This window comes from Reichenbachiella sp. (assembly GCF_965223055.1).
Taxonomy (GTDB): Bacteria; Bacteroidota; Bacteroidia; order Cytophagales; family Cyclobacteriaceae; genus Reichenbachiella.
This window is the reverse complement of the sequence record NZ_CBDCVM010000003.1, coordinates 37316-51033: the sequence shown is the minus strand read 5'-3', so window position 1 is coordinate 51033 and position 13718 is coordinate 37316. Positions and strand designations below refer to the sequence as shown.

Genomic DNA, 13718 nt, shown 5'->3' with positions numbered 1-13718 from the left:
CGTAAATAGTGCTTCTTTCTCAACCGCTGGTGGTAGAAAGATAGAGACGGCTGCTGATGGAGGATCAGAGCCCTTCTACCTATACGCAACATTTGATCAAACTGCAGGAGTAGTTGATGATAACGAACGGGTTATTATAGAGGTGACAAGTGTGACTCGTGGTGGCGGTGGAGGGCCATTCCGCTTTTATCCAAGCCAATGGAGGAGGAGCAATTACCTCTTCTGCTCTGAATGACATGCAGATTGAAGTGAAAGCAACCACTTTGACTCGTAATAGTGGAACACTTGACAACGGTGCTACTATAGAAAGAGATCCTGGTTTTAGTCTGGATGTTTCGGCTCTAGATGCCAATGGAAATGTGGACCTAGATGTTGCTGGTGCAGTAGAAATGACCTTTCCGGCAGGTGAAGCCTTATCAGGAATTCCATCGGACTTTACGGCAGGCACCTTAAATATTACTAATGGTATCATCGACAATGTGTTCGTGTCAGGTACCGTATCGTTGAACAATATTCCGAACGATGCCGATTTGGATGGAGTGCCTGACTTAATCGATCATGATATAGTAGGTGGACTGGATGATGATGGAGACGATATACCTAATCGATATGATTTTGATGAGATAGGAGGTTTAGACACTGACGTGGATGGTATAGTTGATTTCTATGATCCGGATATTACTCCATTGGATATTACAACAGTGACTATACAAGATACCACAGATCCGGTAGTAAATGATCCTACAGTAGACCTGAGCCCTGGCCATACAGAAGCAGCGGCGGTAGCAGTCACTGAATTACAGATTACCTTCTCAGAAAATGTGAGAGCCGTAGGTGGAAACTTGATCATGAGAGATTTCAATACACTGGATGTGGTTGAAACAATCAGTGTGACTAATCTTTCAAGAACGACTGTGGCTGGTAATGTGGTTACATTCTCTCTTTCTACAATCTTAGATAAAGGTACTACCTACTTTGTTACAGTACCTGCTGGATCCTTCGAAGATTACGGAACTAACTCTTGGGCTGGACTTATTGGAGCGGGTGCTTGGTCATTCACTACGGCAGATGCAACCAATCCAAGTATGGCTTTCTCAGCACCTGCTGATGGAGTTACTGATATAAGTAGAAGCTCAAATATTACCTTAACATTTGACGAACCAGTGGAATCAAACGGAGGTACGATTACCTTAGTAGGAGACATTTCATATAATCAGTCATATGTTGTTGGAGTGGATGGTGAAATCACTGGAATGGGATCTAATGAGATCACGATTAATCCTAGTGTCAATTTTACTTCTGGAGAAGTAATAACCGTCTCAATTCCAGATGGTAGTTTCATTGCCGTGGATGATTCTGCTCCATCTGTAGAATCTGGTGCAGATGGTGTGCCAGATGCCACTGAAACTATTGAATTTACAGCTATTGTTACACTTGACAACACGGCACCGCTTATTGCGTCCCAAGTTTATACTGATTTTAATTCTATCTCAGGTACAACCGTCGGAGGAGATGCCACACTTTCAGGTGATGGCTGGACTAGTTCTGGAGATGTTAGTGGAGGAGCGACAGCCGTTAACTCCGTAGGTTCAATCGGTAATGCGGCTGAATTGCCTGCTACACCAGGAAGTTATATTCAGTCACCAGCTGTCACTAATGCCAGCTCGATGACTTTTGTTTATTCAGCCGGAGCTGGAGCTATTATCAATGTTGTAGATCCTTCAGGACCGACTACACTAACGACTTTGAATGTGGCTATGGCTACCTCAGGGTTTGAAGAATTTTATTACGAATTTGTTGGGCCTTACTCTGGTAACATTCAGTTAGAAGTAGATGCTGGATCTGGAGCAAATATTATCATCGATGAGTTTTCTATAGATCGTGGTGTATTACCATATGACGGTAATGGCGATGTAGCACTAGAAACAGGTTCTTTAACCATTGCTTTCGATGAAGATATTCAGGCAGGTACAGGAGTTATAAGATTGTTTGCGAAAACTGACCCGGATATTGCCGTGCTTCAATATGGATCTAATAGCGGATTGCTGACTTACAATAGTAATGAGCTAACCATCGATATCTCTTCATTAGGAAATTTACCCGGAGGTGTAACCTTCTATGTAGGAATTAGTGAAGGGGCCATTGAAGATTTGGCAGGAAATCCATTTGCAGGTATCGACAATAAATATACCTGGAATTTCACTACGGTACCTGAAGTGATACCACCGGAAATCAGTGTACTTACACCTGAGGATAACGGAACAGGTATTTCAACTTCTGACCCATTCATTCTTAAGTTTAATGAACCGGTGGTTGCAAGTTCATCGGGTACAGTTACACTTTATGTTTCTTCTTCTGGAGATGCGCTTGAACAGTTTGATGTAACCTCGGATATATTAAATACCGATGCGCCTGGATCACTTTCATTGGAAGGTAATGAATTAAGAATTTACCCTTCGAATGAACTATCAGGTTTGACAGGATATAATGTTAGAATTTCCAATAATGCATTTGAAGATTATTCAGGTAATGCGTTTGCTGGAATTCCGACTGCTAATGGATGGAATTTTACTACAGGTAATTTCGATGCAACAAGTCCGGTGATCGATCCAGGATTGGCTGACTTTGAGCCATTAGATGGATCAACAACTATGTCCTTATCACCAGATATTAGTTTTACCATGTCTGAGCCAGTAAACGGGGTCTCTGGCCAATTCTTCCAGATTCATAATATTACTGACAATACAGATCAGTTTATAGATACTCAGGATTTCACAGTGGCTTATGTGGGCAACAAGGTCGAAATAAATAATGTGATGCTCGAGTACAATAAGGATTATTACATCCTAATCCCTGCAGGGTCGATAGAAGATAACTCAGGGAATGCGACTACTGTAGATATTGGCTCAACAGGCAATGGATCAGATTGGACATTTACGACTTTAACTGATGTTGAGGCGCCATTTGTTACAGAATTGTTGGCTGATGTAGACGATGTAATCGCTACACAAGTGAGTAGAACTTTTGTAATGAAGTTTAATGAGGATGTACAATGGAATACGGGTAATGTTAACCTCTATTATAAGGATGCGGATGGTATGGCCGTTGCTTCTTTAGATGTAACTTCCGATGTAAATCCAGTCAATGAGGTGCCAGAAGACTTTAATGTGGGAGGACCTGTTTATGCTACGGGAACTTGGACATTCAATAATGCAGTAAGCACTGGAACTGCAGTTTCAATAGGAGCAGCAGATGGGGATTATTTGGTATCTCCATATATCGAAGATCTAACGAATATTAGCTTTGACTATAGTTCCGCATTGGGTGGAACAGATGCAGGATTTGAGGTGTACTACTCAGTAGATGGTACTTCACTTACTACACTCATTGGAGCACCAGTATTGTACAACAGTGCTACTCCAGCTAACTTCAATATGTCAACAGGAGGGTCTTCTGTAGATGGATATATTATTATACGCAGCGATGGATTGGGTACTGCAAATGTTTTGGTAGACGATTTCGTTTACACTTCAACTTCTCAGTTAAGCTTCGAGTTTGATTTACCTTCTGGTGGAACAGATTATTATATTACAGTCGATCCTACTGCTATTACTGATGTTACGACTACTGTTGATAATGCTTTTGCCGGATATTCTAGTACTCCGGAAGCAAATAGATGGAAATTTGAAACAAGTAATGATGGTAAAGCTCCGGTGCTAACAGCATACTTGCCAGCTGATGATGCGGCTACGCCTGTTACCCCAATAGATGCGACCACTGCACAAATAGTTCTGACATTTGATGAATTGGTAACAGCGCAAGCCGAACCTATCAATGCCTACTATTTGGCTGATGATAAATTGGCATTTAGCATTATGGCCAATGCCGTGACTCCTGCGGTGATAGCTGGAGAAACTACTTTCACGTATGATATTGAATTGATTACTGGAAATCAATTATCAGGGAGTACTGAGTATTATTTTGTGCTAGAAGGAGATGAATTCTTAGATAACGATTCCGGGCCAACTTATGCAAATGTTGCATTCGGTAGTTCGGCTGATTGGAATATTATCACCAATAATGATGGCACTGCACCGGCTATTGATTCCTTTACACCAGGAGATGATCAGTTTAGCATCAATGCTTCAACCTCTTCTATAGTTATTGATTTCAAAGAAAGGGTTGTACCAGGTGCTGGAAGTTTAAGATTATTCTTAGCTTCTAATGACTATGAAATTGCTACACTTCCTGCTTCATCTGCTATACTGGATGATGATGTAGCTGGAGACCTTTCAATTGCACAAAGTGGCTCTCAAGCAACTTTTGCTGTTGAATTATCTGGTAGTACAAATTATTATGTGACTTTGGATGCTGATGCTTTTCAAGATGTTGCTGGAAATTCAAGCATTGCTATCGGCAATGATGGAACCTGGAACTTTAGAACAGCAGGAGAATCTGATGATCCTATAGCAGCCTTCCTTCCTAATGACAATGTAGTAAGAGCGATTCCATATACAGGATTGCAAGGAAGATTCGGAGTAGGCGAAACTGTCTCTGGCTCGGGTGAAACAGCTGATATCGTATTTAATGATGAAGTCAATGATATACTTTATGTTGAAAACGAATCTGCTGGAACAGTTGGAGATATTGCTGCTATTTCAAGTCCATCAGCTTCGGCTACTTCGGGAACTTTGAATGTTCCTGAAATTACAATTCTCGATGATTTGATTTTGAAATTCAACGAGCCTGTTTTCACTCAATCAGGAACATTCATAACGATAAGTGATGGTGTATACCCTAATATTGTAATCTCTACGGTAGATATCTCGCAGGTTTCAGGTAATGGAACAGATATTATCACTATCGATCCTACAAATCCATTACAGTCTTCAACTACTTATTCAGTAACCGTGGACGCTGGTGCATTCTCTGATATTTCGGGAGTTAACTTAAATGCTGAGATCAATACTTGGACGTTTACTACAAATGACGGTATTGCTATAGATGATAATAGTACGATGGCATTTGCTGCACCTTACGATGTTCCAGTAATGACCTCATGTACGTTTGGTGATTATATCGATCAGCAACAGGACATTATGATTGGTGAATTGGTAACAGATGCCTTTGCAGATGCAAATGGTACTTATACCTTAGAATTATCAATCAGTGCTGGGTTTGAATTCGAACCAGGTCAGGGAGATGTAGTCTTGAGCACTGCAGGTGACTTGACTTTAGATGGTACACAGTCAAATAGGATTAATGTAACGGCATCTACCATTACTATTACTTATGATAATGATGGTAATGGAGTGGCCACAGATGTACTCTCGATTACAGGTCTTAGAATAAAAACTACTGGTGGCAGTACAGGAACAATTACTAGATCTGGAGGAGATGCTACCATTTATGGTTTCGATGTGAGTCATGGAATATCGGTTACTGATATTGGGGTTGAATCTGTAGGTTCGCCTACGGTAAATGCTGGATATACCAATAGTGCTTTTTGTCAGGATTTAGATCCAGATGATCCAGATGGGATGGCCATGAATGGAGACGAGTTTAATATGGTCGTGAATACTACCCTTCCTAATACCAGATGGTATAGAGAACTTGGTACCACAGGTGCAGCGGATTATGTTTCAGGGTCAGTGATTGATGATACTACAACTCCAACATTTGCACAATTATTCTTAGGAGGTGAAAATGGTGTTGCGGATACGTATAATGTATATGTATCTGAAGTGAATGCCAATGGATGTGAAAGTCCAGCGCTAGAAAGAACGGTAGTTATTCATGCGCTTCCGGATGCGGAAGCTGCTGCTGGAGATGACCTGACTGGTATTTGTAGTTATGAAGAAATCGAAATAGGTGATGCGGACAATGACTTATTAGCCGCTGGATATACATTTGCTTGGACTGGCGATAATATGGGAACTCAAACAGGAGAAGCTAATCCTGTGTTTGATGCACCTCAAAATACGGATGCCGGTGATCCTTACTCGAATACAGATGTACATACTTATAGCTTAGTATTGACGGAAGATGCCACGGGTTGTGTAAGTGATCCTGGAATTACTGCAGAAATGACAGTAACTATTGATCCTAGAGTTGAAGTTCTTGTTTCATCAACTAATGGTTTGACATTCTCGGAAACCTTGAATGATCCACAGGAAATTTTAGGAGATAGAACAGTTCTCGACGATGCGAATGATAACAACTTGAGTGGATATACTGGGTTCTTTATTGGTATCCCAGGATTGGCGAACATTGCTACTTCAAGCGACGATCAGCATTCTGCAGAATTTACACCTTTTGCGGCTACAGCAGGTTTACATACCATTGAATATGTCTTGACAGATAATAGCACACTTTGTGCAGATACAGCTAGTATCACTATATCTGTGGCAACAAATGTAACCGCACCTTTTGCAGGGTCTCCGGAATCAGACATTTGTGGTGCCGATGCTTCATTTGATCTAACAGTAAATGGTACTAATCTAGATGGAAACACTTTTGTTAGGTTTATTCATTCCAGTAGTACTGATGATGGGTCTAATGTTACTGGAGGTGTGATCACTGGTGCTTTTGGAGATTTGACAGCTGATGCTTGGACATTTGATCCAGTGACAGCTTTTGGATTGGCAGATAATGGAGTTGATGTTATTGATGTAAATGACACGAAACTTATCCGAGTGGATCGTGTAGTGAATGATGGTATGACAGACTTTGTTGATGGTTCATTTACCTTCACTGTACATCCTCAGCCGACCATTGATATAACGACAGTAGGTGTAGCAGACGTTAGTGACAATTTCTGTTCGTCTAATATTGATGTGACTATTGCAGGTACAGTGACGAACGATGCAGGGTCGCCAGCATTGACAATCTCTGCATATGAGATCAGACAGGTTACACCTGTAGCTACGACATTTGAATCCATTGCAGCGACACATATAGATTTCGATGAGTTGTTGACTCATACAGGTATTTATGCCGGTATTTCTGCTACTACAGCAGGAGAAGGGTTGTATGAAATCCGAGTTACTTCTGATGCTGGAGATGATGCTTACGGAAACCCTCCAGGATGTACCAATACAGCAACAGCTCAGTTCAATCTTTTTGCCAAACCAAATACTCCAACAATTGCTTTGGTTGGAGGGACAGATCCATTGGCTCAGGTTTCGTTTGAATTCTGCGAGGATGCCATTCCACTAGATTTCAATCTGGACTTGCAAGGTGGTACAATTGCAGCTACTGAAAGATTTGAATGGGATGATGACAATATGTTTGGATCACCAATCTCTTTGGCAGGTATTGGGTCAACAGCAGAGTTAGCCGATGTAGGAATTAATGCTACTCCAGGTGGAAATGATTTTGAGACCACTACATTGTATGTAAGAAGAATTGGATTTGAAAACTCACCATTTACTGGTTGTATTAGTGATGCATTGACAGTAACTGCGACAGTATATCAAACACAAGAGACACCAGAATTGGTAACTTATACATCGATTCAAGATGCTATGCCTAGTGCACAGGCACAAAGTGATGGATCTATTCTTCTAGAGTTTTGTGTTGGAGATCCTCTAACTGTACTTCAGGCTGATGTAAGTAGTTTCTCTGCAGATAATGCAATGCCAGCGCATGCGAATTTCAATTGGTATTATGATAATACGGGTGATGGTATTCCTGAAACATATATAAACAGTACAGATGAATTCTTGAGTGTAGCAGAAATGGATGCAGTATTGGCAAACATTGCAGATGTTAGTGAGAATGCATTAACACCTGGTTCGTATACTTTTGGTTTCACACAAACAGATTTTGACACAGGAGCTGGCTCCGGTAGCTTTATTCATAATGGTTGTGAATCCGACATGAGAACCATCGATATTGAAATCAAAACTACTCCTAGTGATATTGTTATAGCAGATGGGTTTACTACAGAGTACTTTACCTGCGAAGGTTCACCTTTGGCTAATATTACTACAGTCAATGAAGGTGGTGTGATATATACCTGGTATGGAGATGATGGTGACGGTGTGGATGAAATTGGCGCAGCAGATGGTATGGCCATAAAAGAAGGTATATCCATCGATGACTCTGAATTAAATGGTTCGATGATCAATGGATATGACAATGCCACTCCAGGTACAAGTTACTTCTGGGTAACTCGTAAAACGGATAGAAATGCTGCTACTACATTTGACGGTTGTGAAAGTTCACCTGTGTTGTTGGCAGCTACTGTTAATGAAAATTATACGGATGTAGCCGATCAAGTCAATTTTGAAGGAAATGGGCCAGGTGTAGGTAAAGTGGGCTCACCGATTGTATTAAATTTCTGTAATGATGAATTGAGTGCAACTGATGTGTTCAATGCTACGAGTACCTATACAGACGGTACATTTAGTTCATTGGCTATAGCCATGCATCCTACCTATACGGCGAAGAAAAAGTTCACTTGGTATACTTCAAATGCATCCGGAGATGCTTTAGCACCTTTATCTAATTCTACAACAGGAGATAGTGATGATGGTGCAACTGGTGAAGGTTCAGTAATTACAGCGCAAGAATTATTCTTAGTTGGAAAGCCTTCTGATGATACAAATTATTTCTTAGTCACTCAAACCACAGATATACTGAATGATGGTAGTATTGATGCTGGTTGTGAAAGTATCAGTGATGGGATTTTGATTCAGGTGAATACGTATGATATCCCATCTGCTCCAACTGAATTGGCAACAGATGGATCGTTGAGCGATTTCTACTATTGTGAGAATGATGCAGTGGCTGCTGTTCAAGTGGAAGGTGAAGCTTCTGTTACTTTCTATTGGTACCAAACTGAGGCAGATGCACTGGCGGGAACCAACAGACTCACTACTACGGATCCTACTGGAGCAACTATTCAGTCTTCAGAGCTCCAACCTGATGAAATGGATTTTCATGGAATGGCTGTTGCTAATCTGGGTGGTACGCCGACGGCTGGAGATTATAGTTTCTGGTTTACACAGGCTTCAGATATCGTACCGATGGGATTTGTAGGATGTGAAAGTTTACCGACAGAAGTGACCATTCATATTCTGGAGACACCTACCGCTCCTGCGATTAGTCCTATCAGTCCTACTTGTGACGATGTTGCAGCTCCAGTATTGACGATTACAAATACAAACCCAGGTGATATCATGAGATGGTACGATGCCTCAGGAGAAGATCCTTTGGATCCAGCAACAGATGTACCAATTCATGAGAGTGATTTTGCTGATCCATCATTCAATACAGATGGGTTTGCTACAGGTATGAACGCCCCGACAACAGGAGATAATTGGATGAAAACATTCTATCTATATAGAGTAGAAAATAATAATATAGATGGATTAGGTTTTGCGGGTTGTGCGAATACTGCTGAAATACCTGCTGTCATTACGATTTATCCTAAACCAGCTTCTCCGACTACAGATGGAGTAGGAGCGACTGGTAGAGATATTTTCGCTTATTGTGAAGGTGAGGATGTAAGTATGGAATCTTGGAATATTACTGGAGCTACACAGAATACCGGTGATGTAGCCAAGTTTAGATGGTATTCTTCTGATCCAGATTTAGCATCGTTGACGCCATTCTTAGAGTCGGCAAATACGACTTCAGGAGGAGGGTACACGGCCTCATTTGATTTTACTCAAATTGAGAACAACTCAGATGTAGATATTAATAGTCCAGTTAGTACCACGATTTATGTTACGCAGTTGACCAATGATCTGTGTGAAAGTGATAGCTATCAAGTGGATGTCGAAGTGAATGCATTACCTACAGTGGATATAGTTGATTTTGGAACTGTTAATACATTTACAACTGCATATTGTAATGATAATGGAGTAGTTACACTACAAGGTAAAGGTGAAGGTGTTGATTACAGTGGAGCGAATGGTGTATGGAGTGTTAATACAGGTGGTTTGACTGATAATGGAACAGGAGACTTTGATCCAAACGCGGCGGCTACGGCAGCTGGTCAAGGACCATTTGGAACTTCTACGGATCACCAAATCACGTATGCATACACTAAAGATTACACAGGTGATGCACCAATATCATGTACAAGTGAAATAACTAAGTCCATTACAGTCCATGGTATCCCTGACTTGGATATTTTGAATAATTCTTTGGTAGATCCAAATGGAAACAATTTGACTGACGATGGTGCAATCGAAATTTGTGAAAATGAAGGAAGTTTCACGATTACAGGTATTGAGAATCAAGCAAAAGGTGGTACTGCTACTTATACGATCACTGGAGGAATAAACGATGGCCAGATTGGCACAGGTGGTTCTACTACTATTTTCCCGTCTGAATTGGGTAATGAGATCGAACTAGCAAATAATACTTTACTGGAACATGATTTTGGGATTAGATTTGACTTTGTAACAACCACTGGAGGTTGTGCAGGATCTATTTCTAAAACAGTTACAGTAAATGTGCTTCCAGAAGTTGAGTTTGAAGTCGATGGAGGATGTATCGATCCTGATGTTAATTTCCATGCAGAGCTGAGGTTCCCTGGTACATCGCCATATGCACTTAGTAATGATGCTGTGGCTACTGGTAATAATCTGGTATTGAATTGGAATTATTATTATGCAAATGCTGCTGGATTACCGAACCTTTCAGATCCATATGGCTCCACCACAGATATTGGAATAAATGTGGACGAGACGTTTGACTTGCAAGGAGAAGAAACAGGTACATTTGCTGCAATTTTGACAGCCACTACGGAATTGGGGTGTCAATCAGTGGTTGATGAATTGTATACGCAGAAAGCGGTGAATATCTTAATTGATCCAAGTATTTCGTTCAAATGGAATGGAGTAACTGCCGGTGAAGAGACGGAGTTTATTTACAGAGAGACCTTGCTCAACTTGGCGCAAGTATCACGATACGCAGTGTCTTACGATGGCGGTGTTGACGGAACATTTGAGCCATTGACTCCTGTTGTTCAAGGTGGATTAGAAGTAGACGGTGTAGATGTATATGATCCATTCTATCATACATTTACAAACCCAGGTAAGTATGATGTAGCATTAGTATTAGAATCGACCAATACATGTTATGATACCTTACTTCATAATGTGAATATCATTCCTTTAATTGATGTTGGCTCACTTCCAGAATCGAGATTCGTGGAAACATTTGATGTAGGAAGTTTTGACCCTGATGTAGATGGATGGTATGTGGAAAGACTCAAAGATGATGCTTTATCTATTGTTGAATTTGAAGAAGAAGGTACACTTACAGTAAGAGAGCACAGTTGGAATTATGGAGCGCTGGATCTAGAAGCTTTGGGTATGACAGATGGAGAATCTCCTGGAGATCTTGCTTCGGCATTGACTGGAGCTTGGTCTACAACGTTGGATAACAATCATTATCTATCAAATGAAGATTCTTGGTTATATACACCTGCATTTGATATCAGTGGGTTGAATAGGCCAATGGTTCAATTCAATATGATTTATGATTTTGCAGTGAATCAGGATGGGGGTTGTCATGCAGTATTCTGTTGATCAAGGTGATACATGGGCACCATTAGGAGCTTATAGTACAGATACAGATATTTCAACTGGATTGGAGTGGTATAACTTTGATAACGTTCAGGCTGATCCAGGACAACAGTCTGCAACATATAATGCTCTGACTGCATTAGGCTGGTCTGGTGAAGTAACTAAACCAAAATGGGTAAGTGCTAGACACCAATTAGACGAAATTGCAGAAGCTGACAGAGGACATGTTCGATTTAGATTTGCAATAGCAGGAACAGAGCAGCCAAAAGATGGTTATTTTGGGTTTGCTTTAGATGATTTCACTATTCAGGAGAGATCTAAAAATGTGATGATTGAACAATTTGTAAGTGTTACAAATGATGATGGAGGAGAGGTTGTAAATGATCCTACTGTTGCGTTGAAATCTGCGATTGATGCCTTACTGCCACCTACGACTGTAACTAGTAGAGATGAAGTAGTTCTGGCTTATCATTCTGATTTTGGATTTACAGATCCATTTAATTTGGTGAGCCCTTCAGGCCCTAGTTCAAGGTCTATATACTACAACGTAGACCAAGTGACTTCTATCTTGGATGGTCAAATTGGAGGGAAAAATTCATCCGCGAAGTCTGGAGATCTAACTTGGAGTGAAAATGATCTGAATTTGAGCTCACTGAAAGACCCTGGATTTGAGATAATTGTAACTCCGGATCCTACAGCAAGTACTCATGAAGTAAAAGGCTCTGTAGAGTTTGTGGCTAATCAAGATTATGCGGTTGGAACTGAACTTAGAGCTTACGTAGTCATAATGGAAGATACCGTACACCAATCTGTGGGTGGAATCAATGGATTTGGACATGTGATGAGAAAACTACTCCCATCTGGCTCAGGAGAATACGTTAAGTTGACGGAAGAGTTGATGGCAGGGGAGTCATTGTCTTTTGGTGAAGAAACAGTAATGAATGTTTCATGGGACTTGGCAAACATTTCGGATAACAGTAATTTATCAGCAATAGTTTTCATTCAAAATAGCACGACGAAGGAAATTTATCAATCCGTAAAAGTGCAGAAAACAACAAGTATTGTTTCAACGAAATCTAGCGGAACGATTACTGATGTTGCAGACCTTATTGATGTTCGGGATTTCAATATGTATCCAAACCCGACAGATCATGAAGTGTTCATCATCTTTGATCAGGTTATCCAAGAGGATATGCAATGGAGAATTTTCGATCAGACTGGACGCGTATTTGGTCAAGGTGAAATTCATGCTGGAAAAGAAGGGTTTAGTCTTCAGACCGATAGGTTCCCAAGTGGATTGTATTACATGTCCATCAAAGGTGAGAAGAAAGAATTCGAATTCAAGAAGCTAATGATCACTCACTGATAAAAGATCAAAGAAGTAACAAAAAAATAGCTCGAGGAATATGCCCCGAGCTATTTTTTTGTGAATAAGTGAAATTGCTTAAAGCATGTTCAGTCGTTCGAAAACTTTTTCTCTATAAGACACTCCTACTGGAATATATTTTTCATTGATCACCACATTCATGTCTTCGAAATATTCGATCTTATCGTAGTTGATAATATAAGATCGGTGAACTCTGCCAAAAGTGCTGGCAGGTAATTTCTTTTCGATCCCTTTCATCGTATGATGAACGATGTGCTTGCCTTTTACTGTATTGAATATAACATAATCAGCCATCGCTTCGATAAAGAGTATGTTGTCCAAGATAATTTTGTAAATTCTAGAATCTGACTTGACGTATAGTTCATGAAAACTTTCTGCTTTTTTACGAAGGTTTTCTAACGTTTCATTGGCTTTTACAGCAGCCTTGAGGAATCTGCCATAGCTAAATGGCTTGACTAAATAATCCGTAACATTCTTCTCAAAAGCACGCACGGCGTACTTTTCTGCAGAAGTAATCATAATAACTTGATAGTCAGCTGTCAATGATTCCATCAATTCAATACCTGACATTTCAGGCATTTCTATATCAAGAAATATAATATCTACATCAGGATTGTCTTTTTGAAGAAGGATGTTTGAAGCTTCAATTCCATTGGACATTTCATGTGTCATTTCAAGGAAATCGGTCTTTTCCACATATTTTCGGATCATCAGCCTAGCGAGCTCATCATCATCCACCACCATGCAATTCAGCGCCATAGTCTAAGTAAGATTAAATTGTTCGT

3 protein-coding genes are annotated in these 13718 nt (G+C 40.4%); 2 read left to right on the top strand and 1 reads right to left on the bottom strand.

Features of this window, described 5'->3' with window-relative positions:
* The first annotated feature begins 158 nt into the window (after positions 1–158).
* Both ACOQO5_RS00735 and ACOQO5_RS00730 read left to right on the top strand, forming a co-directional pair.
* Entirely contained in the window at positions 159–11549 is an 11391-nt protein-coding gene (locus tag ACOQO5_RS00735; RefSeq protein ID WP_420579758.1) for a beta strand repeat-containing protein, read from the top strand.
* The gene (locus ACOQO5_RS00730; protein WP_420579757.1) at positions 11533–12912 is read left to right on the top strand and encodes a T9SS type A sorting domain-containing protein; all 1380 of its coding nucleotides are present in this window, start codon (positions 11533–11535) and stop codon (positions 12910–12912) included. The genes ACOQO5_RS00735 and ACOQO5_RS00730 overlap by 17 nt, the downstream gene beginning before the upstream one ends.
* Positions 12913–12990: 78 nt before the next feature.
* Here ACOQO5_RS00730 and ACOQO5_RS00725 read toward each other — a convergent pair whose 3' ends face one another.
* A complete protein-coding gene (locus tag ACOQO5_RS00725) occupies positions 12991–13692 on the bottom strand; it encodes a LytR/AlgR family response regulator transcription factor (RefSeq protein WP_420579756.1) in 702 nt (233 codons plus the stop codon).
* Positions 13693–13718 lie beyond the last annotated feature (26 nt).

What these genes read in the sequence shown, in the direction of transcription:
- ACOQO5_RS00730 (WP_420579757.1), top strand. Translation starts at nt 11,533, where the DNA reads ATGCAGTATTCTGTTGATCAAGGTGATACATGGGCACCATTAGGAGCT.
- ACOQO5_RS00725 (WP_420579756.1), bottom strand. Translation starts at nt 13,692, where the DNA reads ATGGCGCTGAATTGCATGGTGGTGGATGATGATGAGCTCGCTAGGCTG.